The sequence below is a fragment of the Pseudomonas sp. SORGH_AS_0211 genome, from assembly GCF_031453455.1.
Lineage (GTDB): Bacteria > Pseudomonadota > Gammaproteobacteria > Pseudomonadales > Pseudomonadaceae > Chryseomonas > Chryseomonas aestiva.
Genome location: NZ_JAVIZV010000001.1, coordinates 3,823,040 through 3,849,949 on the forward strand (window position 1 = coordinate 3,823,040; position 26,910 = coordinate 3,849,949).

A 26,910-nucleotide genomic window follows, 5' to 3' on the forward strand; every position below is an offset into this window, starting at 1 on the left:
ATCAGAGAATCTCCTCGACGCTCTTGCCACGCTTGGCAGCAACAGCTTCCGGCGCCTGCATGTGCTTGAGACCTTCAAAGGTCGCGTACACAACGTTTACCGGGTTGGTGGAGCCGTAGCACTTGGCCAGGACGTTCTGCACACCAGCGACTTCCAGGACGGCGCGCATGGCACCACCGGCGATGATGCCGGTACCGTCGGAAGCGGGCTGCATGTACACCTTGGAGGCGCCATGGGCGGCCTTGACCGGGTACTGCAGGGTGGTGCCGTTCAGATCCACCTGGATCATGTTGCGGCGAGCAGCTTCCATAGCCTTCTGGATGGCGGCAGGCACTTCACGGGCCTTGCCACGGCCGAAGCCAACGCGGCCTTTGCCATCGCCAACCACGGTCAGAGCGGTGAAGGCGAAGATACGGCCGCCTTTCACGGTTTTGGCTACGCGGTTAACTTGAACCAGCTTCTCGATATAGCCTTCGTCGCGCTTTTGATCGTTATTTGCCATGACTTAGAACTCCAGCCCGCCTTCACGAGCAGCGTCGGCCAGCGCTTTGACGCGACCATGGTACTTGAAGCCAGAACGATCAAAGGCCACCTGGGTAACGCCAGCGGCCTTGGCACGCTCGGCGACCAGCAGACCAACTTTCTTGGCCGCCTCGACGTTGCTGGTAGCGCTTTCGCGCAGTTCTTTGTCCAGCGTAGAAGCGCTGGCCAGGACCTTGCTGCCATCGGCCGCGATGACCTGGGCATAGATGTGCTGGGAAGAGCGGTACACGCACAGACGGACCACTTCCAGCTCGCGCATCTTCAGGCGAGCCTTGCGAGCGCGACGCAGTCGGGTTTCTTTCTTGACGGTCATTTGCTATGCCCTACTTTTTCTTGGCTTCTTTACGGTGGACGACTTCGTCGGCATACCGTACACCCTTGCCCTTGTAAGGCTCCGGCGGACGGAAACCACGAATCTCAGCCGCAACCTGGCCGACCAGCTGCTTGTCGATACCCTTGATCAGGATTTCGGTCTGGTTGGGGGTTTCTGCGGTGATGCCTTGCGGCAGGTCGTAGTCCACAGGGTGAGAGAAGCCCAGAGCGAGGTTCAGCACCTGACCTTTGGCCTGGGCCTTGTAGCCCACACCGACCAGTTGCAGCTTGCGCTCGAAGCCCTGGCTGACGCCGACCACCATGTTGTTGACCAGGGCACGGGTAGTGCCGGCCATCGCACGGGTCTGCTGATCGCCATTGCGAGCAGCGAAACGCAGCTCACCGGACTCTTGAGTGACTTCAACGGACGGATGGACCTTCAGTTCCAGAGCGCCCTTGGCACCCTTGATCGAAAGAGCCTGACCGGCCAGATTAACTTCGACGCCTGCAGGCAGTCTTACCGGGTTTTTAGCAACGCGAGACATGCTGATTCCCCTTAGAAGACTGTGCAGAGCACTTCGCCGCCAACACCAGCAGCACGGGCCGCGCGATCAGTCATCACACCTTTGTTGGTGGAAACGATCGACACACCCAGACCGCCACGCACTTTCGGCAGCTGGTCAACGGCTTTGTACTGGCGCAGACCGGGACGGCTGCTACGCTTCAGCTCTTCGATGACAGGCTTGCCTTCAAAGTACTTCAGCTCGATAGACAGCGACGGCTTGGATTCCGCGCTGACCTGAAAATCCGCGATGTAACCTTCGTCCTTGAGGACTTTGGCAACGGCAGCCTTCAGCTTGGAAGAAGGCATGCTCACAACGGCCTTTTCAGCCATCTGGGCATTACGGATACGAGTTAGCATGTCTGCTAACGGGTCCTGCATACTCATGGGCTATTAGCTCCTAATACAGAAATTGAGCCTACCGGCTCTCAAAATCACCCCTCGGCAATAGGCCGATTCGGGCGAGCCGAGCATTCTAGACATCGGCCTGAAACGAATCAAGCCCCAAAAGGGGCTTGATTCAATTACCGCGATGAAAGGCGCGAGCTGTTACCAGCTGGCCTTCACCAGGCCGGGCACGTCACCGCGCATGGCTGCTTCACGCAGCTTGATGCGGGACAGACCGAACTTGCGGTACACGCCGTGCGGACGACCGGTCAGGCGGCAGCGGTTACGCATGCGACTGGCGCTGGCGTCACGGGGCTGCTTCTGCAGGGCGACCTGGGCATTCCAACGATCCTCGGGGGAGGCGTTGACATTACCGATGGTCGCCTTCAGCTCGGCGCGCTTCTTGGCGTACTTGGCAACCGTCTGCTGACGCTTCAGCTCGCGGTTAATCATGCTTTGCTTAGCCATCTGAAGACCTCAATCAGTTACGGAACGGGAAGTTGAACGCGCGCAGCAGCGCACGGCCTTCCTCGTCGGTACGAGCGGTGGTGGTCAGGGTGATGTCCATACCACGCAGCGCATCGATCTTGTCGTAATCGATTTCCGGGAAGATGATCTGCTCTTTCACGCCCATGCTGTAGTTGCCGCGACCATCGAAGGACTTGGCATTCAGGCCGCGGAAGTCACGCACGCGCGGCAGGGAGATGGACAGCAGACGATCCAGGAATTCATACATGCGATCGCTACGCAGGGTCACCTTGACGCCGATCGGCCAGCCTTCGCGGATCTTGAAGCCAGCAATGGAATTGCGGGCATAAGTCACGACCGGCTTTTGACCAGCGATCTTTTCTAGGTCAGCTACAGCGTTGTCGATGATTTTCTTGTCACCGACTGCTTCGCCCAGACCCATGTTCAAGGTGATCTTGGTGATGCGCGGAACTTCCATCACGTTACCCAGCTGAAGCTGCTCTTTCAGCTTGGGCGCGATTTCCTTCCGATAAATCTCTTTCAATCGAGCCATGGTGATCTACCTAGCAGCTTCAGGCCTGGACCGCTTTTTGGGTCGACTTGAAGATACGAATCTTCTTGCCGTCTTCGACTTTGAAACCAACGCGGTCAGCCTTGTTGGTCTCGGAGTTGAAAATGGCAACGTTGGAGACATGCAGAGGGGCTTCTTTCTCTACGATGCCACCCTGAACACCCAGCATGGGGTTGGGCTTGGTGTGGCGCTTGATCAGGTTGACCCCACCAACGACCAGACGGTCATCGGCGAGCACCTTCAGCACCTTGCCACGCTTGCCCTTGTCCTTGCCGGCAATGACGATTACCTCGTCGTCACGACGAATCTTTTGCATGTCGGCTACTCCTTACAGCACTTCGGGGGCAAGGGAGACGATCTTCATGAACTTCTCGGAGCGAAGTTCACGGGTCACCGGCCCAAAGATACGGGTGCCAATCGGCTCTTGCTTGTTGTTCAGCAGAACCGCGGCGTTGCCGTCGAAGCGGATGATGGAACCGTCGGTGCGGCGGACGCCGTGCTTGGTACGCACGACGACTGCAGTCATCACCTGACCTTTCTTCACCTTGCCGCGCGGAATTGCTTCCTTGACGGTGACTTTGATGATATCGCCAATGCCGGCGTAACGGCGGTGGGAACCGCCGAGCACCTTGATGCACATCACGCGACGAGCGCCGCTGTTGTCGGCGACGTCAAGCATGGATTGAGTCTGGATCATGGCTCTCTACCCTTATACCTGAACGGCGCGCTCGACGACGTCAACCAGGGTCCACGCCTTGGTCTTGGCCAGCGGGCGGGTTTCGCGAATGGTGACCAGGTCACCAATGCGGCACTGATTGGTTTCGTCGTGAGCGTGCAGCTTGGTGGAACGCTTCACGTATTTGCCGTAGATCGGGTGCTTGACGCGACGCTCAATCAGTACGGTGACGGTTTTGTCCATCTTGTCGCTGACCACTCGGCCGGTCAGCGTACGGACAGTTTTTTCAGCTTCAGCCATGATCACTTACCTGCCTGCTGGTTCAGCACAGTCTTGACGCGAGCGATGTCGCGCTTCACTTGCGAGAGCATGTGAGACTGACCCAACTGGCCAGTTGCCTTCTGCATACGCAGATTGAACTGGTCACGCAGCAGGTTGAGAAGCTGCTCGTTCAGCTCCTCTACGGATTTCTCACGCAAATCTTTCGCTTTCATCACATCACCGTCCGCTTAACAAAGGAGGTTTCGAGCGGAAGCTTGGCAGCGGCCAGGGCAAATGCCTGACGAGCCAGATCCTCGGAAACACCCTCGATCTCGTACAGGACCTTGCCCGGCTGGATCTGGGCTACCCAGTACTCGACACTACCCTTACCTTTACCCATCCGCACTTCGAGAGGCTTCTTGGTGACAGGCTTGTCAGGGAAGACGCGGATCCAGATCTTGCCGCCACGCTTCACGTGACGGGTCAGCGCACGACGTGCGGATTCGATCTGGCGAGCGGTCAGACGGCCACGGCCGACAGCCTTCAGCGCGTACTCGCCGAAGCTGACCTTGCTACCGCGATGAGCCAGACCACGGTTGTGGCCGGTCATCTGCTTGCGGAATTTTGTACGCTTGGGTTGCAGCATGTTGCGTACTCCTTACTTAGCAGCAGCTTTTTTGCGCGGAGCCGGGGCGACGGGCTTGAGCTCTTCCTGGCGGCCACCAATGACCTCACCCTTGAAGATCCAGACCTTCACACCGATCACACCGTAAGTGGTGTGAGCTTCCGCAGTGGCGTAGTCGATATCGGCACGCAGGGTGTGCAGGGGCACACGACCTTCGCGATACCACTCGGTACGGGCGATTTCAGCACCGCCCAGACGACCGCTCACCTGAATCTTGATGCCTTTGGCACCAATGCGGATCGCGTTCTGCACGGCGCGCTTCATGGCACGACGGAACATCACACGACGCTCAAGCTGCTGCGCAACACTCTGCGCAACCAGGGCACCGTCGAGCTCCGGCTTGCGGATCTCTTCGATGTTGATGTGCACAGGCACACCCATTCTTGCGGTCAGGTCCTGACGCAGCTTCTCGACATCCTCACCTTTCTTGCCGATCACGATACCGGGACGGGCGGTGTGGATGGTGATGCGTGCGGTTTGAGCCGGGCGATGAATATCGATACGGCTTACGGACGCGCTTTTTAGTTTGTCCTGGAGGTACTCACGAACCTTCAGGTCGGCCAGCAGATAGTCCGCATAAGTGCGCTTATCCGCGTACCAGACCGAAGTGTGCTCCTTGACGATACCCAGGCGAATGCCATTGGGATGTACTTTCTGACCCATCTGATCGACTCCGTTACTTGTCCGCAACCTTGACCGTGATATGGCAAGACCGCTTCACGATGCGATCAGCACGACCTTTGGCACGCGGCATGATGCGCTTGAGCGAACGACCTTCGTTTACGAAGACAGTGGAAACCTTCAGGTCGTCCACGTCGGCGCCTTCATTGTGCTCGGCGTTGGCAACAGCCGACTCCAGCACCTTCTTCATGATTTCAGCGGCTTTCTTGCTGCTGAAAGTCAACAGGTTGAGCGCTTCGCCCACCTTCTTCCCGCGGATCTGGTCGGCGACCAAGCGGGCTTTCTGGGCGGAGATACGAGCGCCCGACAGCTTAGCGGCTACTTCCATCTTCCTTACCCCTTAACGCTTGGCTTTCTTGTCAGCCGCATGACCGCGATAGGTGCGGGTAGCAGCAAACTCGCCGAGTTTGTGGCCGACCATGTCTTCGTTCACCAGAACGGGGACATGTTGACGACCGTTGTGCACAGCGATGGTCAGACCGACCATCTGCGGCAGGATCATCGAACGACGCGACCAGGTCTTGATCGGTTTGCGTTCGTTCTTTTCCACCGCGACTTCGATCTTCTTCAACAGGTGAAGATCGATAAAAGGACCTTTCTTCAGAGAACGGGGCACAGTCGAATCCTCTACTGATTACTTGCCGCGACGGACAATCATCTTGTCGGTACGCTTGTTGGAGCGCGTCTTGAGACCCTTGGTCTTGACGCCCCATGGCGAAACCGGATGACGGCCACCGGAAGTACGACCTTCACCACCACCATGCGGGTGATCGACCGGGTTCATGGCAACACCACGAACGGTCGGACGCACACCACGCCAGCGGGTGGCACCGGCCTTACCCAGCGAACGCAGGCTGTGCTCACCGTTGGACACTTCGCCCAGGGTGGCACGGCACTCGGACAGCACCTTGCGCATTTCACCGCTGCGCAGGCGCACGGTGACGTAGGCGCCTTCACGGGCGACCAGCTGAGCGGAGGTACCCGCGGAGCGAGCGATCTGAGCGCCTTTGCCAGGCTTCAGCTCGATACCGTGGATGGTGCTACCGACCGGCACGTTACGCAGCGGCAGGTTGTTGCCAGCCTTGATGGGCGCGCCAGCGCCGGACAGCAGCTGGTCACCGGCAGCAACGCCCTTGGGGGCGATGATGTAGCGACGCTCGCCATCGGCGTACTTCAGCAGAGCGATGTGTGCAGTACGGTTCGGATCGTATTCGATACGCTCAACGACGGCAGGGATGCCATCCTTGTTGCGACGGAAATCGACCAGACGGTAGTGCTGCTTGTGACCACCGCCGATGTGACGAGTGGTGATACGACCATTGTTGTTACGGCCGCCGGACTTGCTCTTCTTCTCCAGCAAAGGAGCGTAAGGCGCGCCCTTGTGCAGATCAGAGTTGACCACCTTGACCACAAAGCGGCGGCCAGCGGAGGTCGGCTTGCATTTTACGATTGCCATGATGCCCCCTGATTACTCGGCGCTGCTGGAAAAGTCGAGATCCTGGCCCGGCTGGAGCGCGATGTACGCTTTTTTCCAGTCGTTACGCTTGCCCAGACCACGAGCGGTACGCTTGGTCTTGCCCTGGACGTTCAGGGTGCTGACGCTGCGAACCTTGACCTCGAACAGCTGTTCGACGGCCTTCTTGATTTCCAGCTTGGTTGCATCGGTGGCAACCTTGAATACGAACTGCTTCTGGCTGTCCGCCAGCATGGTGGCCTTCTCGGAGATGTGCGGGCCAAGCAGCACTTTGAATACGCGTTCCTGGTTCATGCCAGCAGCTCCTCGAATTTCTTCACGGCGGACACAGTGACCAGCACCTTGTCGTAGGCGATCAGGCTGACCGGGTCGGAACCCTGGACATCACGCACGTCGACGAAAGGCAGGTTGCGGGCGGCCAGATACAGATTCTGGTCGACAGCGTCGGTCACGATCAGCACGTCGCTCAGGCCCAGGCCGTCCAGCTTGCTGACCAGGGTCTTGGTCTTGGGCGCGTCGACGGCGAAGTCGTCAACCACGACCAGACGATCCAGACGGACCAGCTCGGCGAGGATGGAGCGCAGTGCAGCGCGGTACATCTTCTTGTTCAGCTTCTGGCTGTGATCCTGGGGCTTGGCTGCGAAAGCCACGCCACCGGAGCGCCAGATGGGGCTGCGGATGGTACCGGCACGGGCACGACCGCTGCCCTTCTGACGCCAGGGCTTCTTGCCGCCGCCACGGACTTCGGAACGGGTCTTCTGGGCACGGGTGCCCTGACGACCGCCAGCCATGTAGGCCACGACTGCCTGGTGAACCAGGGTCTCGTTGAATTCACCGCCGAAGGTGTGCTCAGAGACTTCGATAGCTTGAGAGCCATTCACATTGAGTTGCATGTTCTCTCTCCTCTCAACCACGGGCCTTGACAGCGGGACGCACGATCACGTCACCACCCGGCGCGCCGGGGACGGCACCCTTGACCAGCAGCAGGTTGCGCTCGGCGTCTACACGCACGACTTCCAGCGACTGAACGGTTACACGCTCCGCACCCAGGTGACCGGACATTTTCTTGCCCTTGAACACTCGACCAGGAGTCTGGCACTGGCCGATGGAACCAGGTGCACGGTGGGAAACGGAGTTACCGTGGGTGTTGTCCTGACCACGGAAGTTCCAGCGCTTGATGGTACCGGCGTAGCCCTTACCTTTGGACTGACCAGTGACATCAACCATCTGACCGGCTTCGAACAGAGCTACGGTAACTTCGTCACCTGCCTTGTACTCACCGTCTTCCAGGCGGAATTCGAGGACGCTACGACCAGCAGCAACGCTGGCCTTGGCGAAGTGACCGGCTTGCGCCTTGGTCACGCGGGAAGCACGACGCTCGCCCACGGTTACCTGAATGGCGCGATAGCCATCGGTTTCTTCGCTCTTGAATTGGGTTACGCGATTCGGCTCGATCTCAATGACCGTGACCGGAACGGAAACGCCTTCTTCGGTGAAAACGCGGGTCATACCGCATTTACGACCGACTAAACCAATCGTCATGTTGAGAACCTCTTGAGTGTACGGGGCTTTCACCCGCTATGGCCGCCCATTTCAGAGCGTTACACGACTGAAACCTTGACGGTCTCAGCCGAGGCTGATTTGCACTTCAACGCCAGCGGCGAGATCGAGCTTCATCAGCGCATCGACGGTCTTGTCGGTGGGCTGAACGATGTCGAGCACACGCTTGTGGGTACGAATTTCGTACTGGTCACGAGCGTCCTTGTTGACGTGCGGAGAAATCAGCACTGTGTAACGTTCCTTGCGGGTAGGCAGAGGAATCGGACCACGCACCTGAGCACCAGTACGTTTCGCAGTTTCTACGATTTCCTGGGTGGATTGATCGATCAGGCGATGATCAAAAGCCTTCAACCGAATACGGATTTGTTGATTTTGCATTTGACCTCAGACTCCAAGCTTTCCTCTCGGACAAAAAGGTGCCCGATTAAAGGAGGCGCAATTCTAAGGATGTCGCCAGCGGCTGTCAAGAACGCCTCTTTTGCCATCTGTCAATTTCACCAGGCAAGAAAAAAGGCCCCTAGGGGCCTTTTTTCGTTTCAGATCAATCGATTACTCGATGATCTTGGCAACCACGCCGGCGCCGACGGTACGACCGCCTTCACGGATGGCGAAACGCAGGCCGTCTTCCATCGCGATCGGAGCGATCAGGGTGACAACCATCTTGATGTTGTCGCCCGGCATCACCATCTCGACGCCTTCCGGCAGCTCGCAGTTACCGGTCACGTCGGTGGTGCGGAAGTAGAACTGCGGACGGTAGCCCTTGAAGAACGGGGTGTGACGACCGCCTTCTTCCTTGGACAGCACGTACACTTCGCACTCGAACTTGGTGTGCGGCTTGATGGTGTTCGGCTTGGCCAGAACCTGGCCACGCTCCACGTCTTCACGCTTGGTGCCACGCAGCAGCACGCCGACGTTCTCGCCAGCACGGCCTTCGTCCAGCAGCTTGCGGAACATTTCAACGCCGGTGCAGGTGGTCTTGACGGTGGCCTTGATGCCCACGATCTCGACTTCTTCCTGGATGCGGACGATGCCACGCTCGACACGACCGGTTACCACGGTGCCGCGACCGGAGATCGAGAACACGTCTTCGATCGGCATCAGGAACGGCTTGTCGATGGCACGCTCGGGCTCGGGGATGTACGAGTCCAGGGTCTCGACCAGCTTGCGCACGGCAGAGGTACCCATTTCGTTGTCGTCGTTGCCGTTCAGCGCCATCAGCGCGGAGCCGATCACGATCGGGGTGTCGTCGCCCGGGAAGTCGTAGGTGTTCAGCAGATCGCGAACTTCCATCTCGACCAGTTCCAGCAGCTCGGCGTCGTCAACCATGTCGGCCTTGTTCAGGAACACGACGATGTAGGGAACGCCTACCTGGCGGGACAGCAGGATGTGCTCGCGGGTCTGCGGCATGGGGCCGTCAGCAGCCGAGCAAACCAGGATCGCGCCGTCCATCTGGGCAGCACCGGTGATCATGTTCTTCACGTAGTCGGCGTGGCCGGGGCAGTCGACGTGCGCGTAGTGACGGATCGCCGAGTCGTACTCAACGTGGGAGGTGTTGATGGTGATACCGCGAGCCTTTTCTTCCGGCGCGTTGTCGATCTGGTCGAAACCACGAGCGGAACCGCCCCAGGTGTCGGCACAGACCTTGGTCAGCGCAGCGGTCAGAGTGGTCTTGCCATGGTCGACGTGACCGATGGTGCCCACGTTCAGGTGCGGTTTGTTACGTTCGAATTTTTCTTTAGCCACGAGATAAAACCTCTAGTCAAAGCGCTGATTAAGCTTGTTTCTTGATGATGGCTTCGGCGATGTTCGACGGAGCTTCGGCGTACTTGGAGAACTCCATGGAGTAGCTTGCGCGACCCTGAGACATGGAGCGGACATCCGTAGCGTAGCCAAACATCTCGCCCAGCGGAACCTCGGCACGGATGACCTTGCCGGTCACGGTGTCTTCCATACCCTGGATCAGGCCACGACGACGATTCAGGTCGCCCATGACGTCGCCCATGTAGTCTTCCGGGGTCACGACCTCGACCTTCATGATCGGCTCGAGCAGCACGGCACCACCCTTCTGGGTGAGCTGCTTGGTCGCCATGGAGGCAGCGATCTTGAACGCCATCTCGTTGGAGTCGACGTCGTGGTAGGAACCGTCGAACACAGCGGCCTTCAGGCCGAGCAGCGGATAGCCGGCAACGATGCCGTTCTTCATCTGCTCTTCGATGCCCTTCTGGATCGCCGGGATGTATTCCTTCGGAATCACACCGCCCACGACTTCGCTGACGAACTCCAGACCTTCCTGACCTTCGTCGGCCGGCGCGAAGCGAATCCAGCAGTGACCGAACTGGCCACGACCACCCGACTGGCGAACGAACTTGCCTTCGATCTCGCAGGTGTTGCGGATGGTTTCACGGTAGGCGACCTGAGGCTTACCGATGTTCGCTTCCACGCCGAATTCGCGCTTCATGCGGTCCACCAGGATGTCCAGGTGCAGCTCGCCCATGCCGGAGATGATGGTCTGACCGGACTCTTCGTCGGTCTTGACGCGGAACGAGGGATCTTCCTGGGCCAGCTTGCCCAGTGCGATGCCCATCTTTTCCTGGTCGGCCTTGGTCTTCGGCTCGACGGCCACCGAGATCACCGGCTCCGGGAAGTCCATGCGCTCGAGGATGATCGGCTTCTCGATCGAGCACAGGGTGTCACCAGTGGTGACGTCCTTCATGCCGATCAGGGCGGCGATATCGCCAGCACGAACTTCCTTGATCTCTTCACGGGTGTTGGCGTGCATCTGCACCATACGGCCGACGCGCTCCTTCTTGCCCTTCACCGAGTTGATGACGGAGTCACCGGAGCTCAGTACACCCGAGTAGACGCGGGCGAAGGTCAAGGTACCCACGAAGGGGTCGGTAGCGATCTTGAACGCCAGAGCCGAGAAGGGCTCGTTATCGTCCGCGTGACGCTCGTCGTGGATTTCCTCGTTGTCCGGGTTGGTACCCTTGATCGCGGGAATCTCGACCGGCGCCGGCAGGAAGTCGATCACGGCGTCCAGAACCAGGGGCACGCCCTTGTTCTTGAACGAGGAACCGCAAACGGCCGGGACGATTTCGCAGGCGATGGTACGCTGACGCAGGCCGGCCTTGATCTCGTCGATCGACAGCTCGCCGCCTTCCAGGTACTTGTTCATCAGCTCTTCGTTGGCTTCGGCCGCAGCCTCGACCATGTTGGAGCGCCACTGCTCGGCATCGGCCAGCATGTCCGCAGGAATGTCTTCCTCGCGGTAGGTCATGCCCTGGTCGTCATCGTTCCAGAAGATGGCCTTCATCTTCAGCAGGTCGATCTGGCCCAGGAAGTTCTCTTCCGCGCCGATGGCCAGCTGAACCGGGACCGGAGTGTGGCCCAGGCGCTTCTTGATCTGCTCGACGACGCGCAGGAAGTTGGCACCGGCACGGTCCATCTTGTTGACGTAGACGATGCGCGGGACGCCGTACTTGTTGGCCTGACGCCATACGGTTTCGGACTGGGGCTCGACACCGGAGGTACCGCAGAACACCACGACCGCACCGTCCAGCACGCGCAGGGAACGCTCCACCTCAATGGTGAAGTCCACGTGGCCGGGGGTATCGATGATGTTTACGCGGTACTTGTCGTACTGCTTGGTCGAACCGGACCAGAACGCGGTGGTGGCAGCGGAGGTGATGGTAATACCACGCTCCTGCTCCTGCACCATCCAGTCCATGGTCGCAGCGCCGTCGTGAACCTCACCCATTTTGTGGTTCACGCCGGTATAGAACAGAATCCGCTCGGTAGTAGTCGTCTTACCTGCGTCCACGTGGGCGCAGATACCGATGTTCCGATAGCGGTTAATAGCGGTTGTACGAGCCATAAGGTCCTCGCTTGATTGGAAGCGCTAGGCTTAGAAGCGGTAGTGCGAGAAGGCCTTGTTGGCTTCTGCCATGCGATGCACGTCTTCGCGCTTCTTGACTGCGGCACCCTTGCCTTCAAAAGCGTCCATGAGTTCACCCGCCAGGCGCAGAGCCATGGACTTCTCACCACGCTTGCGCGCGGAGTCCACCAGCCAGCGCATGGCCAGGGCATTACGACGGGAAGGACGAACCTCAACCGGCACCTGGTAGGTAGCACCGCCGACACGGCGGGACTTCACTTCGACCAGCGGAGCGATGGCGTCGAGCGCTTTTTCGAAAACTTCCAGGGGTTCGGCATTCTTGGAACGCTCTTTGACCTTGTCCAGAGCACCATAAACGATACGCTCGGCGACGGCTTTCTTGCCGCTCTCCATCACGTGGTTCATGAACTTGGCCAGGATCTGGCTTCCGTATTTCGGATCGTCAAGTATTTCGCGCTTGGCCGCTACACGACGTCTTGGCATTGATAAGCCCTCAAAACGGTCTTCAGGTTAGCTCGGGACTCGTTGCCCGACCTTACTCTTATCGACTCGAACAAAAAGAAAGGTGGTTACTTCGGACGCTTGGTGCCGTACTTGGAACGGCCCTGCTTGCGGTCCTTCACACCGGTGGTGTCCAGCGAGCCGCGCACGGTGTGATAACGCACACCCGGCAGATCCTTGACCCGGCCACCGCGGATCAGCACGACGCTGTGTTCCTGCAGGTTGTGACCTTCACCACCGATGTAGGAGGTGACTTCGAAGCCGTTGGTCAGACGTACACGGCAGACCTTCCGCAGTGCGGAGTTGGGCTTCTTGGGAGTGGTGGTGTACACGCGGGTGCACACGCCACGACGTTGCGGGCAGTTTTGCAGCGCAGGCACGTCGGATTTCTCGACGATACGCTTGCGTGCACTACGCACCAGCTGGTTGATAGTTGCCATCTATAGCTCCACTGATTGTCTTGCGACATAAACGAAATAGCAGAACGTCAGTCCTGCCCATTTTCGGGGAACGAAAGTCTAAAGAGCTTGGGCGCCCCAGTCAAGACAAAGCCCCCGGACGCCTAGGGCGCCGGGGGCTTTGTCAAGCGGGACCTGCTACCGAACTCAGCTGGCGCTGGAGTTCAGCGCTTCGGTCAGGGCGGCTTCGGCCTCGCTGGCGCTCACGCGCTGCGGCTTGCCGAGTTCGCGCTGACGCTTGCGCTCGCTGTGGTACGCCAGACCGGTACCGGCCGGGATCAGGCGGCCCACCACCACGTTTTCCTTCAGGCCGCGCAGGAAGTCGCGCTTGCCGGTCACGGCGGCTTCGGTCAGGACACGGGTGGTCTCCTGGAAGGAAGCGGCCGAGATGAAGGACTCGGTGGACAGCGAAGCCTTGGTGATACCCAGCAGGACGCGCTCGTACTTGGCGACGAAACGATCATTGCCGACCAGCTGCTCGTTCTCTTCCAGGACGTGGGTCAGTTCGACCTGATCGCCCTTGATGAAGCTCGAGTCGCCGGTGTCGCTCACTTCGACCTTGCGCAGCATCTGCCGCAGGATGGTCTCGATGTGCTTGTCGTTGATCTTCACGCCCTGCAGGCGGTACACGTCCTGGATCTCGTTGACGATGTACTTGGCCAGCGCGCTGACACCCAGCAGACGCAGGATATCGTGCGGGTTGCTCGGACCATCGGAGATGACTTCGCCGCGGCTTACCTGTTCGCCTTCGAAGACGTTCAGGTGACGCCACTTCGGAATCAGCTCCTCGTAGGGGTCGGTGCCATCGGTCGGGGTGATAACCAGACGACGCTTGCCCTTGGTTTCCTTGCCGAAGGAGATGGTACCGCTGATCTCCGCCAGGATTGCCGGCTCCTTGGGACGACGCGCTTCGAAGAGGTCGGCCACGCGGGGCAGACCACCGGTGATGTCGCGGGTCTTGGAGGTTTCCTGGGGGATACGGGCGATAACGTCACCCACATGCACCTTGGCACCGTCGCTCAGGTTGACCAGCGCGTTCGGCGGCAGGAAGTACTGGGCCGGTACGTCGGTACCCGGCAGCAGCAGGTCCTTGCCGTTGGCGTCGATCAGCTTGACCGCCGGACGGATGTCCTTGCCGGAAGTCGGGCGATCCTTGGCGTCGAGCACCTCGATGTTGGTCAGACCGGTCAGTTCGTCGGTCTGGCGTTTGATGGTGATGCCCTCCTCCATGCCGACGAAGGCCACGGTACCGTCCATCTCGGTGACGATGGGGTGGGTGTGCGGGTCCCACTTGGCGACGATGGCGCCAGCGTCGACCTTGTCGCCTTCCTTGACCGAGATCACCGCACCGTAGGGCAGCTTGTAGCGCTCGCGCTCACGACCGAAGTCGTCGGCGATGGCCAGCTCACCAGAACGGGACACGGCAACCAGGGCGCCATCGGCACGTTCGACGTGCTTCAGGTTGTGCAGACGGATGGCACCGCCGTTCTTGACCTGGACGCTGTCGGCCGCGGAGGTCCGGCTGGCCGCACCGCCAATGTGGAAGGTACGCATGGTCAGCTGGGTACCCGGCTCACCGATGGACTGGGCGGCGATGACGCCGACCGCTTCACCGATGTTGACCTGGTGACCGCGAGCCAGATCGCGACCGTAGCACTTGGCGCAGATGCCATGACGGGTTTCGCAGGTGATCGGCGAACGCACCACGACTTCGTCGACGCTGTTGAGCTCGAGGAACTCGACCCAGCGCTCGTCGACCAGGGTGCCGGCCGGCACGATGATCTCGTCGGTACCCGGCTTGGGCACGTCACGGGCGATGACTCGACCCAGAACGCGCTCGCCCAGGGGCTCGACCACGTCGCCGCCTTCGATGTGCGGCGTCATGATCAGGCCGCGTTCGGTACCGCAATCGACTTCGGTCACCACCAGATCCTGGGCCACGTCGACGAGACGACGGGTCAGGTAACCGGAGTTCGCGGTCTTCAGTGCGGTATCCGCCAGACCCTTACGGGCACCGTGGGTGGAGATGAAGTACTGGAGTACGTTCAGGCCTTCACGGAAGTTGGCGGTGATGGGCGTCTCGATGATGGAGCCGTCCGGCTTGGCCATCAGGCCACGCATGCCGGCGAGCTGACGAATCTGGGCCGCGGAACCCCGGGCGCCGGAATCGGCCATCATGTACATGGAGTTGAAGGACTCCTGGTCGACTTCCTTGCCCTCGCGGTCGATGACCTTCTCTTTCGAGAGATTGGTCATCATCGCCTTGGACACTTCGTCGTTGGCCTTCGACCAGAGGTCGATCACCTTGTTGTACTTCTCGCCCTGGGTTACCAGGCCGGAGGCGTACTGGCTCTCGATCTCCTTCACCTCGGCGGTGGCGGCATCGATGATGCGCGCCTTCTCATCCGGAATGACGAAGTCGTTCACGCCGATTGAGACGCCGGACAGGGTCGAATAGGCGAAGCCGGTGTACATCAGCTGGTCGGCGAAGATGACGGTGTCCTTGAGACCCACCACGCGGTAGCAGTGGTTGATCAGCTTGGAGATGGCCTTCTTCTTCATCGACTGGTTGACCACGTCGTACGGCAGGCCGGCAGGCACGACCTGGAACAGCAGCGCGCGGCCGACGGTGGTGTCGACGATGCGGGTGTTCTTGGTCAAGCTGCCGTCCTTGTGACGGATGGTCTCGTTGATGCGCACCTTGACCTTGGCATGCAGGGCGGCTTCGCCGGCACGGAAGACGCGATCGACTTCCTGCAGGTCGGCGAACACGCGGCCTTCGCCCTTGGCGTTGATGGCTTCACGGGTCATGTAGTACAGACCCAGCACCACGTCCTGCGACGGCACGATGATCGGCTCGCCGTTGGCGGGCGACAGGATGTTGTTGGTCGACATCATCAGGGCGCGCGCTTCCAGCTGGGCTTCCAGCGTCAGCGGCACGTGCACGGCCATCTGGTCACCGTCGAAGTCGGCGTTGTACGCGGCGCAGACCAGCGGGTGCAGCTGGATGGCCTTGCCTTCGATGAGGACCGGCTCGAACGCCTGGATACCCAGACGGTGCAGGGTCGGGGCGCGGTTGAGCAGCACGGGGTGTTCGCGGATGACTTCGGCGAGAACGTCCCAGACCTCGGGCAGTTCGCGCTCGACCATCTTCTTGGCGGCCTTGATGGTGGTCGCCATGCCACGGGCTTCCAGCTTGCCGAAGATGAAGGGCTTGAACAGCTCCAGCGCCATCTTCTTGGGCAGACCGCACTGGTGCAGACGCAGGGTCGGGCCCACGGTGATCACGGAACGACCGGAGTAGTCGACGCGCTTGCCCAGCAGGTTCTGACGGAAGCGACCCTGCTTGCCCTTGATCATGTCGGCCAGGGACTTCAGCGGGCGCTTGTTGGAACCGGTGATGGCACGGCCGCGACGGCCGTTGTCCAGCAGGGCGTCAACAGCTTCCTGCAGCATGCGCTTCTCGTTGCGCACAATGATGTCGGGCGCGGCGAGGTCGAGCAGCCGCTTGAGGCGGTTGTTCCGGTTGATGACGCGACGATAGAGGTCGTTCAGGTCGGAGGTCGCGAAGCGGCCGCCATCCAGCGGTACCAGCGGACGCAGGTCCGGCGGCAGCACGGGCAGCACGGTCATGACCATCCACTCCGGCTTGTTGCCGGAGCCCTGGAAGGCTTCCATCAGCTTCAGGCGCTTGGACAGCTTCTTGATCTTGGTCTCGGAGTTGGTCTGCGGAATCTCTTCGCGCAGGCGGCCGATCTCGTGCTCCAGATCAATGGCGCCGAGCAGCTGGAACACGGCTTCCGCACCCATGCGGGCGTCGAAGTCGTCACCGAACTCTTCCAGTGCCTCGAAGTACTGCTCGTCGTTCAGCAGCTGGTACTTCTCGAGGGTGGTCATGCCCGGATCGATCACCACGTAGCTCTCGAAATAGAGCACGCGCTCGATGTCACGCAGGGTCATGTCCAGCAGCAGGCCGATACGCGACGGCAGCGACTTCAGGAACCAGATGTGGGCGACGGGCGAAGCCAGCTCGATGTGACCCATGCGCTCGCGGCGCACCTTGGCCAGGGCGACTTCCACGCCGCACTTCTCGCAGATCACGCCGCGGTGCTTGAGGCGCTTGTACTTTCCGCACAGGCACTCGTAGTCCTTGACCGGGCCAAAGATCTTGGCGCAGAACAGACCATCGCGCTCGGGCTTGAAGGTACGGTAGTTGATGGTCTCCGGCTTCTTCACTTCACCGAACGACCAGGAACGAATCATCTCGGGCGAGGCCAGACCGATACGGATGGCATCGAACTCCTCGAGTTGACCCTGGTTTTTCAACAGATTGAGCAAGTCTTTCAAGGCCTTTCCTCCTCACGGACCGGAGGCGACCGCCGCGCGGTCGCCTCCTCTAGGGTCTCGTGTTATTCGGTTTCCAGTTCGATATCGATGCCGAGCGAGCGGATTTCCTTGATCAGTACGTTGAAGGACTCGGGCATGCCGGCCTCCATGCGGTGATCCCCGTCCACGATGTTCTTGTACATCTTGGTCCGGCCGTTCACATCGTCCGACTTCACCGTCAGCATTTCCTGCAGGGTGTAAGCCGCGCCATAGGCCTCCAGTGCCCAGACCTCCATCTCCCCGAAACGCTGACCACCGAACTGCGCCTTACCACCCAGCGGCTGCTGGGTAACCAGGCTGTAGGAACCGGTGGAACGGGCGTGCATCTTGTCGTCCACCAGGTGGTTCAGCTTGAGCATGTACATGTAGCCGACGGTGGTGGTGCGCTCGAAGGCATTGCCGGTGCGGCCGTCGTACAGACGCATCTGGCCGCTCTCCGGCAGATCGGCCAGCTTCAGCATAGCCTTGATCTCGCTTTCCTTGGCACCGTCGAACACCGGCGTGGCCATGGGAACACCGCCGCGCAGGTTCTTCGCCAGGTCGAGGACTTCCTGATCGCTCAGGTCGTCGAGCTTCTCCTGACGGCCACCGATCTCGTTGTAGATCTCGTGCAGGAAGCTGCGCAGTTCGGCAACCTTGCGCTGCTCTTCGATCATCACGTTGATCTTCTCGCCCAGGCCCTTGGCCGCGAGGCCCAGGTGGGTTTCGAGGATCTGACCGACGTTCATCCGCGAAGGTACGCCCAGCGGGTTCAGCACGATGTCCACCGGCGTGCCGTTGGCGTCGTAGGGCATGTCTTCGACCGGCATGATCACCGAGACCACACCCTTGTTACCGTGACGACCGGCCATCTTGTCGCCCGGCTGGATGCGGCGCTTGATGGCGAGGTAGACCTTGACGATCTTCAGCACGCCCGGAGCCAGGTCATCGCCCTGCTGCAGCTTGCGCTTCTTGTCTTCGAACTTGTCATCCAGCAGCTGGCGACGGTCGGACAGGTAGGCCTGAGCTTTTTCCAGCTGCTCGTTGTGAGCATCTTCCGCCATGCGCAGCTTGAACCACTGACCGCGCTCGAGGCCGTTCAGGTACTCGTCGGTGATGACGGCACCCTTCTTGACCGCCGGGCCGCCTTCGGCGACCTGACCGACCAGGGCCTGACGCAGACGCTCGAAGGTCGCGCCTTCGACGATGCGGAACTCTTCGTTCAGATCCTTGCGGATCTCGTCGAGCTGGGACTTCTCGATGGCCAGGGCGCGGGAGTCGCGCTCGACGCCGTCACGGGTAAAGACCTGGACGTCGATGACGGTACCCTTGGTGCCGGTGGGCACACGCAGGGAGGTGTCCTTCACGTCGCTGGCCTTCTCGCCGAAGATGGCGCGCAGCAGCTTCTCTTCCGGAGTCAGCTGGGTTTCGCCCTTGGGCGTGACCTTGCCGACCAGGATGTCGCCGGCACCGACTTCGGCACCGACGTAGACGATACCGGCCTCGTCCAGCTTGTTCAGCGCAGCCTCACCCACGTTCGGGATGTCGGAGGTGATCTCCTCCGGGCCGAGCTTGGTGTCACGGGCCACACAGGTCAGTTCCTGGATGTGGATGGTGGTGAAGCGATCTTCCTGGACCACGCGCTCCGACAGACAGATGGAGTCTTCGAAGTTGAAGCCGTTCCAGGGCATGAAGGCCACGCGCATGTTCTGACCCAGTGCCAGCTCGCCCATGTCGGTCGAGGGGCCATCGGCCAGGATGTCGAACTTGGCCACCTGATCACCCTTGCTCACCAGCGGACGCTGGTTGATGCAGGTGTTCTGGTTGGAACGGGTGTACTTGGTCAGGTTGTAGATGTCGACGCCGGCTTCACCGGTCTCGACTTCGTCATCGTTGACGCGCACCACGATACGGCTGGCATCGACGGAGTCGATCACGCCACCACGACGGGCCACGACGCAGACGCCGGAGTCACGGGCGACGTTGCGCTCCATGCCGGTACCGACCAGCGGCTTGTCCGAACGCAGGGTCGGCACGGCCTGACGCTGCATGTTGGAACCCATCAGCGCGCGGTTGGCGTCGTCGTGCTCGAGGAACGGAATCAGCGAGGCGGCGACGGAGACTACCTGCTTGGGCGAAACGTCCATCAAGGTGACGTCTTCGGGCGCCTTGACGGTGAATTCGTTCAGGTGACGCACGGCTACCAGCTCGTCGATCAGCCGGTTGTTCTCATCCAGTCCTGCGGAGGCCTGGGCGATCACGTGGTTGGCTTCTTCGATGGCCGACAGGAAGACGATCTCGTCGGTGGCCACGCCGTCCTTGACCATGCGGTACGGGCTCTCGAGGAAGCCGTACTGGTTGGTGCGGGCATAGGCAGCCAGGGAGTTGATCAGGCCGATGTTCGGACCTTCCGGCGTTTCGATCGGGCAGACCCGGCCGTAGTGCGTCGGGTGTACGTCTCGGACTTCGAAGCCAGCACGCTCACGGGTCAGACCGCCCGGGCCGAGTGCGGAGACGCGGCGCTTGTGGGTGATTTCCGACAGCGGGTTGTTCTGGTCCATGAACTGGGACAGCTGGCTGGAACCGAAGAACTCCTTGATCGCGGCGGCCACCGGCTTGGCGTTAATCAGGTCCTGCGGCATCAGGCCTTCGCTCTCGGCCATGGACAGGCGTTCCTTGACGGCACGCTCTACCCGCACCAGGCCTACGCGGAACTGGTTTTCGGCCATTTCACCGACGCAGCGGACACGGCGGTTACCCAGGTGGTCGATGTCGTCGACGATGCCCTTGCCGTTACGGATGTCGACCAGGGTCTTGAGCACGTCGACGATGTCTTCGCGACTCAGCACACCCGAGCCTTCGATGGCGTCGCGACCAATACGGCGGTTGAACTTCATGCGGCCGACGGCGGACAGGTCGTAACGCTCGGCGCTGAAGAACAGGTTGTTGAACAGGGTCTCGGCAGCTTCCTTGGTTGGCGGCTCGCCAGGACGCATCATCCGGTAGATCTCGACCAGGGCTTCCAGCTGGTTGCCGGTGGAGTCGATCTTCAGGGTATCGGAGATGAACGGACCGCAGTCGATGTCGTTGGTGTACAGCGTCTCGAACTGCACGACATTGGCCTTGGCCATCTTGGCCAGCATGTCCAGGGTCAGTTCGGTGTTGCACTCGGCGATGATCTCGCCGGTGGACGGGTGCACGACGGCCTTGGCGGTGGTACGGCCAATGACGTAATCGAAGGGCACTTCCAGCTCGCTCAGACCGGACTTCTCCAGCTGGTTGATGTGGCGAGCGGTCACCCGACGGCCCTGCTCCACGATCACCTTGCCGCTGCCATCCTTGATGTCGAAGCTGGCGATGTCGCCGCGCAGGCGCTGGGGCACCAGCTCGAACGTCAGCATCTCACCCTTGATATGGAAGGTGTTGGTGTCATAAAACGCATCCAGCACCTCTTCGGTGCTGTAGCCGAGCGCGCGCAGCAGTACCGAGGCCGGCAGCTTGCGGCGACGGTCGATACGCACGAACACGGCGTCCTTGGGATCGAATTCGAAATCGAGCCAGGAGCCGCGGTAGGGAATGATGCGTGCCGAATACAGCAGCTTGCCCGAGCTGTGGGTCTTGCCGCGGTCGTGGTCGAAGAACACGCCCGGGCTGCGGTGCAGCTGGGACACGATGACGCGCTCGGTACCATTGATGATGAAGGTACCGTTCTCGGTCATCAGGGGAATTTCCCCCATGTAGACTTCCTGCTCCTTGATGTCCTTGATCGCCTTGTTCGACGACTCGCGGTCGAAAATGATCAGGCGAACCTTGACCCGCAGCGGGACGGCGAAAGTCACGCCGCGCAGGACGCATTCCTTCACATCGAAAGCCGGCTCGCCCAGGCGATAGCCGACGTATTCCAGGGCCGCATTGCCGGAATAGCTGATAATCGGGAAAACGGACTTGAAGGCCGCATGCAGGCCGATATCGCGGAACTGGTCTTTGCCTGCGCCCGCCTGCAGGAATTCGCGGTACGAATCCAGTTGGATAGCCAGCAAATAGGGCACGTCCATGACGTGCGGCAACTTGCTAAAGTCCTTGCGGATACGTTTTTTCTCAGTGTATGAGTAAGCCATCAGCGTTCCCCAGCTTGGTCACCAGCTTGTTTGGCCTCTCCGACGGGAGCAGCCGGAAAATCGTGCAAACCCTTGGTTTGCCGCACCCCGAGAGCGAGGTGGATACAGCGCATCTTGTCAGGCGGATATGCTCGCTCTGTACAAAACGGCAAAAGGCCGGTGGCGTTCGCCACCAGCCATCAGCCGAACGTGAAACGTTGCGGCTGTAGACGCAAGAACCGAACTTACTTGAGCTCGACCTTGGCGCCTGCTTCTTCCAGAGCCTTCTTGGCAGCTTCGCCTTCCTCTTTGGAGACGCCTTCCTTGACCACGCCCGGGGCGCCGTCAACGACAGCCTTGGCTTCTTTCAGGCCCAGACCGGTCAGTTCACGAACGACCTTGATGACGTTCACTTTCTTGTCGCCGGTTTCGGTCAACATGATGGTGAATTCGGTCTGCTCTTCGACGACGGCAGCGGCAGCAGCCGGGCCAGCGGCAGCGGCGGCAGCGGCGGTCACGCCGAACTTCTCTTCCATCGCCTTGATCAGTTCCACCACTTGCATGACGGACATTTCGGATACGGCGTTGATGATGTCTTCGTTGGTCAGAGCCATGACTCTAGATTCCTATAACAGGGTGCGGCTTCAGGCCGCAAATAATAAGAAAGACTTGCAGGAAACGCAGCACGCACGATTAGGCGGCGGCAGCTTCCTTTTGGTCGCGAATGGCGGCGAGGGTACGAGCCAGCTTGCTGGTAGCGCCCTGGATGACACTCATCAGCTGGGACACAGCTTCGTCGTAGGTCGGCAGGGTTGCCAGTACGTCGATCTGGTTAGCCGGGATGAGCTTGCCTTCGAACGCGGCGGCCTTGATCTCGAACTTGTCCTGACCCTTGGCGAAATCCTTGAAGATACGGGCGGCAGCGCCCGGATGCTCCTGGGAAAACGCGATCAGGGTCGGGCCCTTGAAGGTGTCGTTGAGAACGTCGAAAGACGTGCCTTCAACGGCACGACGCAGCAGGGTGTTACGTACGACACGTACATAGACACCAGCCGCGCGGGCCTCTTTACGGAGTCCGGTCATGGCACCCACAGTCACGCCACGGGCATCGGCCACGACAGCGGACAGGGCACCTTGGGCAGCCTCGTTGACTTCAGCGACGATAGCCTTCTTGTCTTCGAGTTTGATTGCCACGGGTTTAACTCCTGGATGTTACCGTTTCGCCCGATGGACTGGGCGGCGTTTTGGTGTCTGACTCGGTAACCGAATCGGGAGCACCATCTGCGTAGGCTGGGGTTTCCCCGGTTTAAGACCTGCGTCCCCTACGGTCTTGGACAGCCCCCGCCAGGCAGGGACCCCAATCTTGGCGCCGCGCCCGAAGGCACGGCGACTTGTATCTTGCTTAGGCTTCCAGGGAAGCCTGGTCGATCTGCAGACCCGGGCCCATGGTGGAGCTCAGGGTGATGCGCTTGACGTAGATGCCCTTGGAGGTCGAGGGCTTCAGGCGCTTCAGGTCGGCCAGCAGAGCTTCAACGTTCTGCTTCAGCTTCACGGGCTCGAAATCGATCTTGCCAACGGAAGCGTGGATGATGCCGTTCTTGTCGGTACGGAAACGTACCTGACCAGCCTTGGCATTCTTGACGGCGGTAGCGACGTCCGGGGTCACGGTGCCAACCTTGGGGTTGGGCATCAGACCGCGCGGGCCGAGCAGCTGACCCAGCTGGCCGACAACGCGCATGGCGTCCGGCGAGGCAATGACCACGTCGTAGTTCAGGTCGCCGCCCTTCATCTCGGCAGCCAGGTCGTCCATGCCGACTCGTTCGGCACCGGCAGCCAGCGCAGCTTCGGCGTTGGCACCCTGGGTGAACACGGCAACGCGAACCGACTTGCCAGTGCCGTTGGGCAGCACGGTGGCGCCACGAACGACCTGGTCGGATTTACGCGGATCCACACCCAGGTTCACGGAGACGTCGATGGACTCCTTGAACTTGATGGTGGACAGCTCGGCCAGCAGGGCTGCAGCTTCTTCGAAGCCGTACTGCTTGCCAGCCTGGATTTTTTCGGCGAAAGCCTTTTGACGCTTAGTGAGCTTGGCCATTACACGCCCTCCACATTCAGACCCATGCTACGAGCGGAACCGGCGATGGTACGCACGGCGGCGTCCATATCGGCGGCGGTGAGATCGGCATTCTTGGCTTTGGCGATCTCTTCCAGCTGGGCGCGGGTGACGGTACCGACCTTCTGGCTGTTGGGACGAGCGGAACCGCTCTTGATGCCAGCAGCCTTCTTGAGCAGCACGGAGGCCGGGGTGCTCTTGATTTCGAAGGTGAAGCTACGGTCGCTGTACACGGTGATGATCACCGGGGTGGGCAGACCGGGCTCCATGCCCTGGGTGCGGGCGTTGAACGCCTTGCAGAATTCCATGATGTTGACGCCGTGCTGACCCAGCGCCGGACCGACTGGCGGGCTCGGGTTGGCTTGAGCGGCCTTAACCTGCAGCTTGATGTAAGCCTGAATTTTCTTAGCCATGTGCTACTCCAATGATGGGTTCGACGCCCCGCAGGGCTCCCCAATTACTTGCTATATCCCAGTGACGACAAAACCCCGCAGCCTGGGCTACGGGGTGAGGGATGCGAACAACCTAGACCTTTTCGACCTGGCTGAACTCGAGCTCCACAGGGGTCGACCGACCAAAGATCAGTACCGCCACGTGGATGCGGCTCTTTTCGTAATTGACTTCCTCGACAACGCCGTTGAAGTCGGCGAACGGACCGTCCACCACCCGAACCGTCTCGCCTGCTTCGAACAGGGTCTTCGGCTTGGGCTTGTCGCTGCTGTCGGAGACACGACGCAGAATCGCGTCCGCCTCACGATCAGTGATGGGTGCCGGCTTGTCGGCGGTACCACCGATGAAGCCCATGACGCGAGGAGTGTCCTTGACCAGGTGCCAGGTCCCTTCGTTCATCTCCATCTGCACCAGGACGTATCCCGGGAAAAACTTACGCTCGCTCTTGCGCTTCTGGCCATTGCGCATTTCCACCACTTCTTCGGTGGGCACGAGAATGTCGCCGAACTCGTCTTCCATTTCGTGCAGCTTGACGCGCTCGATCAACGAACGCATGACATGCTTCTCGTAACCCGAGTAGGCATGCACGACGTACCAACGCTTAGCCACGGCGAACCCTTTCAACCAACAATCGTGGAAACCAGCCAACCGAGCAGGGAGTCGAGCCCCCACAACAACAAAGCCATCACGAGCACCACGGCAACCACGATCAGCGTGGTCTGAGTGGTCTCTTGCCGGGTAGGCCAGACAACCTTGCGAATCTCGGTACGGGCGTCTTTCAGCAAGCCGAAGAAGGCTTGCCCCTTGGCGGTCTGCAGGGCAACAAAGGCAGCGACAGCTGCCAGCACCAACAGACCTACCACTCGATACAGGATGGACTGAGCAGCGAAGTAGTGATTGGCAACAACACCGATCGCTACCAGAACGACAACCACCAGCCACTTCAGCGCATCGAAGCGCGACTCTTTGGCTTCCGCCTTGATGCTCATTGCATGAATCCTGTAAGGAGTGCCAGATGGGAATCTGGCAGGCCAGGAGGGAATCGAACCCCCAACCTGCGGTTTTGGAGACCGCCGCTCTGCCAATTGAGCTACTGGCCTGTAACTTGAATCAGGCCGACCATTATGCCGGCCTGACAGACCAAGATCAATCGATTACTCGATGATCTTGGCAACCACGCCGGCGCCGACGGTACGACCGCCTTCACGGATGGCGAAACGCAGGCCGTCTTCCATCGCGATCGGAGCGATCAGGGTGACAACCATCTTGATGTTGTCGCCCGGCATCACCATCTCGACGCCTTCCGGCAGCTCGCAGTTACCGGTCACGTCGGTGGTGCGGAAGTAGAACTGCGGACGGTAGCCCTTGAAGAACGGGGTGTGACGACCGCCTTCTTCCTTGGACAGCACGTACACTTCGCACTCGAACTTGGTGTGCGGCTTGATGGTGTTCGGCTTGGCCAGAACCTGGCCACGCTCCACGTCTTCACGCTTGGTGCCACGCAGCAGCACGCCGACGTTCTCGCCAGCACGGCCTTCGTCCAGCAGCTTGCGGAACATTTCAACGCCGGTGCAGGTGGTCTTGACGGTGGCCTTGATGCCCACGATCTCGACTTCTTCCTGGATGCGGACGATGCCACGCTCGACACGACCGGTTACCACGGTGCCGCGACCGGAGATCGAGAACACGTCTTCGATCGGCATCAGGAACGGCTTGTCGATGGCACGCTCGGGCTCGGGGATGTACGAGTCCAGGGTCTCGACCAGCTTGCGCACGGCAGAGGTACCCATTTCGTTGTCGTCGTTGCCGTTCAGCGCCATCAGCGCGGAGCCGATCACGATCGGGGTGTCGTCGCCCGGGAAGTCGTAGGTGTTCAGCAGATCGCGAACTTCCATCTCGACCAGTTCCAGCAGCTCGGCGTCGTCAACCATGTCGGCCTTGTTCAGGAACACGACGATGTAGGGAACGCCTACCTGGCGGGACAGCAGGATGTGCTCGCGGGTCTGCGGCATGGGGCCGTCAGCAGCCGAGCAAACCAGGATCGCGCCGTCCATCTGGGCAGCACCGGTGATCATGTTCTTCACGTAGTCGGCGTGGCCGGGGCAGTCGACGTGCGCGTAGTGACGGATCGCCGAGTCGTACTCAACGTGGGAGGTGTTGATGGTGATACCGCGAGCCTTTTCTTCCGGCGCGTTGTCGATCTGGTCGAAACCACGAGCGGAACCGCCCCAGGTGTCGGCACAGACCTTGGTCAGCGCAGCGGTCAGAGTGGTCTTGCCATGGTCGACGTGACCGATGGTGCCCACGTTCAGGTGCGGCTTGTTACGTTCAAACTTTTCTTTAGCCATCGACACTCTCTCCCTTCACGAATTGAGCAAAGCAATGCCGCCATTAAAACAAAGGCAGATATTTTCATATCTGCCTTTTTAAGATGGAGCTCATGAGCGGATTTGAACCGCTGACCTCACCCTTACCAAGGGTGTGCTCTACCAACTGAGCTACATGAGCGAAACATTTGCCAGTCAAACTGGAGCGGGTAGCGGGAATCGAACCCGCATCATCAGCTTGGAAGGCTGAGGTTCTACCACTGAACTATACCCGCAGAGCCTAAGCGCTCTAACAATCTGGTGGAGGGGGAAGGATTCGAACCTTCGAAGTCTGCGACGTCAGATTTACAGTCTGATCCCTTTGGCCACTCGGGAACCCCTCCAAAGTGAGGCGGCATTTTCTTCATCTGCCCTCCTCTTGTCAAGGATCTTTTTAAAATCTCCTTAACAATCAATGCTTTCGCCTCGCTCGCTAGCGTTATCAGCGAAAGCGGGCGCAGTTTATGCAATCGCAGCGGACC

At 60.1% G+C, this 26,910-nt stretch carries 32 protein-coding genes and 4 tRNA genes; all 36 read right to left on the reverse strand.

Features of this window, described 5'->3' with window-relative positions; translation table 11 throughout:
• Nucleotide 1: 1 nt before the first annotated feature.
• The 36 genes from rpsE to QE393_RS17895 all read right to left on the reverse strand — a co-directional run bounded on the left by rpsE (nt 2) and on the right by QE393_RS17895 (nt 26,772).
• Nucleotides 2-502 carry a 30S ribosomal protein S5 gene (rpsE, locus tag QE393_RS17720; RefSeq protein WP_007161234.1) on the reverse strand — a complete coding sequence of 167 codons (501 nt, stop codon included), beginning with the start codon at nt 500-502 and terminating at the stop codon, nt 2-4.
• 3 nt (nt 503-505) lie between these two features.
• Nucleotides 506-856 (reverse strand): 50S ribosomal protein L18, encoded by a 351-nt coding sequence (gene rplR / locus QE393_RS17725; protein ID WP_007161235.1) that lies wholly within the window; start codon nt 854-856, stop codon nt 506-508.
• A gap of 10 nt (nt 857-866) precedes the next feature.
• Entirely contained in the window at nt 867-1,400 is a 534-nt protein-coding gene (gene rplF / locus QE393_RS17730; RefSeq protein WP_017640286.1) for a 50S ribosomal protein L6, read from the reverse strand.
• Nucleotides 1,401-1,411: 11 nt separating this feature from the next.
• The gene (rpsH, locus tag QE393_RS17735) at nt 1,412-1,804 is read right to left on the reverse strand and encodes a 30S ribosomal protein S8 (protein ID WP_017640285.1); all 393 of its coding nucleotides are present in this window, start codon (nt 1,802-1,804) and stop codon (nt 1,412-1,414) included.
• A 162-nt stretch (nt 1,805-1,966) separates the two neighbouring features.
• On the reverse strand, nt 1,967-2,272 hold the full coding sequence (gene rpsN / locus QE393_RS17740) for a 30S ribosomal protein S14 (RefSeq protein ID WP_017640284.1): 306 nt from the start codon (nt 2,270-2,272) through the stop codon (nt 1,967-1,969).
• 13 nt (nt 2,273-2,285) lie between these two features.
• Nucleotides 2,286-2,825 (reverse strand): 50S ribosomal protein L5, encoded by a 540-nt coding sequence (gene rplE, locus QE393_RS17745; protein ID WP_007161239.1) that lies wholly within the window; start codon nt 2,823-2,825, stop codon nt 2,286-2,288.
• A 19-nt stretch (nt 2,826-2,844) separates the two neighbouring features.
• Nucleotides 2,845-3,159 (reverse strand): 50S ribosomal protein L24, encoded by a 315-nt coding sequence (gene rplX, locus QE393_RS17750; protein WP_017640283.1) that lies wholly within the window; start codon nt 3,157-3,159, stop codon nt 2,845-2,847.
• Nucleotides 3,160-3,171: 12 nt separating this feature from the next.
• Complete coding sequence (gene rplN / locus QE393_RS17755; protein ID WP_007161241.1) at nt 3,172-3,540, reverse strand: 50S ribosomal protein L14; 369 nt, start codon at nt 3,538-3,540, stop codon at nt 3,172-3,174.
• Between the two features lie 12 nt (nt 3,541-3,552).
• On the reverse strand, nt 3,553-3,819 hold the full coding sequence (rpsQ, locus tag QE393_RS17760; protein WP_007161242.1) for a 30S ribosomal protein S17: 267 nt from the start codon (nt 3,817-3,819) through the stop codon (nt 3,553-3,555).
• A gap of 2 nt (nt 3,820-3,821) precedes the next feature.
• A complete protein-coding gene (rpmC, locus tag QE393_RS17765) occupies nt 3,822-4,013 on the reverse strand; it encodes a 50S ribosomal protein L29 (protein WP_007161243.1) in 192 nt (63 codons plus the stop codon).
• Complete coding sequence (gene rplP, locus QE393_RS17770; protein WP_017640282.1) at nt 4,013-4,426, reverse strand: 50S ribosomal protein L16; 414 nt, start codon at nt 4,424-4,426, stop codon at nt 4,013-4,015. Before rplP ends, rpmC begins: the two co-directional genes overlap by 1 nt.
• 12 nt (nt 4,427-4,438) lie before the next feature.
• Nucleotides 4,439-5,128: a 30S ribosomal protein S3 gene (gene rpsC / locus QE393_RS17775; RefSeq protein ID WP_007161245.1), complete on the reverse strand. Its 690-nt coding sequence runs from the start codon at nt 5,126-5,128 to the stop codon at nt 4,439-4,441.
• 13 nt (nt 5,129-5,141) lie between these two features.
• Nucleotides 5,142-5,474, reverse strand: coding sequence for a 50S ribosomal protein L22 (rplV, locus tag QE393_RS17780; protein ID WP_007161246.1), 333 nt, complete (start codon nt 5,472-5,474; stop codon nt 5,142-5,144).
• 12 nt (nt 5,475-5,486) lie between these two features.
• Entirely contained in the window at nt 5,487-5,762 is a 276-nt protein-coding gene (rpsS, locus tag QE393_RS17785; protein WP_007161247.1) for a 30S ribosomal protein S19, read from the reverse strand.
• A gap of 18 nt (nt 5,763-5,780) precedes the next feature.
• The gene (gene rplB / locus QE393_RS17790) at nt 5,781-6,602 is read right to left on the reverse strand and encodes a 50S ribosomal protein L2 (protein ID WP_007161248.1); all 822 of its coding nucleotides are present in this window, start codon (nt 6,600-6,602) and stop codon (nt 5,781-5,783) included.
• Between the two features lie 12 nt (nt 6,603-6,614).
• Entirely contained in the window at nt 6,615-6,914 is a 300-nt protein-coding gene (gene rplW, locus QE393_RS17795) for a 50S ribosomal protein L23 (RefSeq protein ID WP_007161249.1), read from the reverse strand.
• Nucleotides 6,911-7,513, reverse strand: coding sequence for a 50S ribosomal protein L4 (gene rplD / locus QE393_RS17800; protein ID WP_017640279.1), 603 nt, complete (start codon nt 7,511-7,513; stop codon nt 6,911-6,913). Before rplD ends, rplW begins: the two co-directional genes overlap by 4 nt.
• A gap of 13 nt (nt 7,514-7,526) precedes the next feature.
• Entirely contained in the window at nt 7,527-8,162 is a 636-nt protein-coding gene (gene rplC / locus QE393_RS17805; protein ID WP_007161251.1) for a 50S ribosomal protein L3, read from the reverse strand.
• An 84-nt stretch (nt 8,163-8,246) separates the two neighbouring features.
• The gene (rpsJ, locus tag QE393_RS17810; protein WP_003243886.1) at nt 8,247-8,558 is read right to left on the reverse strand and encodes a 30S ribosomal protein S10; all 312 of its coding nucleotides are present in this window, start codon (nt 8,556-8,558) and stop codon (nt 8,247-8,249) included.
• A 171-nt stretch (nt 8,559-8,729) separates the two neighbouring features.
• Entirely contained in the window at nt 8,730-9,923 is a 1,194-nt protein-coding gene (gene tuf / locus QE393_RS17815) for an elongation factor Tu (RefSeq protein ID WP_133860552.1), read from the reverse strand.
• Nucleotides 9,924-9,951: 28 nt separating this feature from the next.
• A complete protein-coding gene (fusA, locus tag QE393_RS17820; protein WP_133860558.1) occupies nt 9,952-12,054 on the reverse strand; it encodes an elongation factor G in 2,103 nt (700 codons plus the stop codon).
• 30 nt (nt 12,055-12,084) lie between these two features.
• Nucleotides 12,085-12,558, reverse strand: coding sequence for a 30S ribosomal protein S7 (gene rpsG, locus QE393_RS17825; protein ID WP_007163088.1), 474 nt, complete (start codon nt 12,556-12,558; stop codon nt 12,085-12,087).
• 86 nt (nt 12,559-12,644) lie between these two features.
• Complete coding sequence (rpsL, locus tag QE393_RS17830) at nt 12,645-13,016, reverse strand: 30S ribosomal protein S12 (RefSeq protein WP_007163089.1); 372 nt, start codon at nt 13,014-13,016, stop codon at nt 12,645-12,647.
• A gap of 165 nt (nt 13,017-13,181) precedes the next feature.
• Nucleotides 13,182-17,381 (reverse strand): DNA-directed RNA polymerase subunit beta', encoded by a 4,200-nt coding sequence (gene rpoC, locus QE393_RS17835; RefSeq protein ID WP_133860557.1) that lies wholly within the window; start codon nt 17,379-17,381, stop codon nt 13,182-13,184.
• Nucleotides 17,382-17,443: 62 nt separating this feature from the next.
• On the reverse strand, nt 17,444-21,517 hold the full coding sequence (gene rpoB, locus QE393_RS17840; RefSeq protein ID WP_273806961.1) for a DNA-directed RNA polymerase subunit beta: 4,074 nt from the start codon (nt 21,515-21,517) through the stop codon (nt 17,444-17,446).
• Between the two features lie 224 nt (nt 21,518-21,741).
• On the reverse strand, nt 21,742-22,110 hold the full coding sequence (gene rplL / locus QE393_RS17845) for a 50S ribosomal protein L7/L12 (protein WP_059316466.1): 369 nt from the start codon (nt 22,108-22,110) through the stop codon (nt 21,742-21,744).
• 79 nt (nt 22,111-22,189) lie between these two features.
• A complete protein-coding gene (gene rplJ, locus QE393_RS17850) occupies nt 22,190-22,690 on the reverse strand; it encodes a 50S ribosomal protein L10 (protein ID WP_017641868.1) in 501 nt (166 codons plus the stop codon).
• A 208-nt stretch (nt 22,691-22,898) separates the two neighbouring features.
• Entirely contained in the window at nt 22,899-23,594 is a 696-nt protein-coding gene (gene rplA / locus QE393_RS17855; RefSeq protein ID WP_133860555.1) for a 50S ribosomal protein L1, read from the reverse strand.
• Nucleotides 23,594-24,025: a 50S ribosomal protein L11 gene (gene rplK / locus QE393_RS17860; protein ID WP_133860554.1), complete on the reverse strand. Its 432-nt coding sequence runs from the start codon at nt 24,023-24,025 to the stop codon at nt 23,594-23,596. The genes rplA and rplK overlap by 1 nt, the downstream gene beginning before the upstream one ends.
• 112 nt (nt 24,026-24,137) lie before the next feature.
• Nucleotides 24,138-24,671, reverse strand: coding sequence for a transcription termination/antitermination protein NusG (gene nusG / locus QE393_RS17865; RefSeq protein ID WP_026083932.1), 534 nt, complete (start codon nt 24,669-24,671; stop codon nt 24,138-24,140).
• An 11-nt stretch (nt 24,672-24,682) separates the two neighbouring features.
• Complete coding sequence (gene secE / locus QE393_RS17870; RefSeq protein ID WP_183634094.1) at nt 24,683-25,051, reverse strand: preprotein translocase subunit SecE; 369 nt, start codon at nt 25,049-25,051, stop codon at nt 24,683-24,685.
• A 35-nt stretch (nt 25,052-25,086) separates the two neighbouring features.
• Nucleotides 25,087-25,162, reverse strand: a tRNA-Trp gene (locus QE393_RS17875).
• 54 nt (nt 25,163-25,216) lie between these two features.
• Nucleotides 25,217-26,410, reverse strand: a complete 1,194-nt coding sequence (gene tuf / locus QE393_RS17880; protein ID WP_133860552.1) for an elongation factor Tu — start codon at nt 26,408-26,410, stop codon at nt 25,217-25,219.
• A gap of 84 nt (nt 26,411-26,494) precedes the next feature.
• Nucleotides 26,495-26,570: transfer RNA gene (locus QE393_RS17885), tRNA-Thr, on the reverse strand.
• A gap of 20 nt (nt 26,571-26,590) precedes the next feature.
• Nucleotides 26,591-26,664, reverse strand: a tRNA-Gly gene (locus tag QE393_RS17890).
• Between the two features lie 23 nt (nt 26,665-26,687).
• Nucleotides 26,688-26,772, reverse strand: a tRNA-Tyr gene (locus QE393_RS17895).
• Nucleotides 26,773-26,910 lie beyond the last annotated feature (138 nt).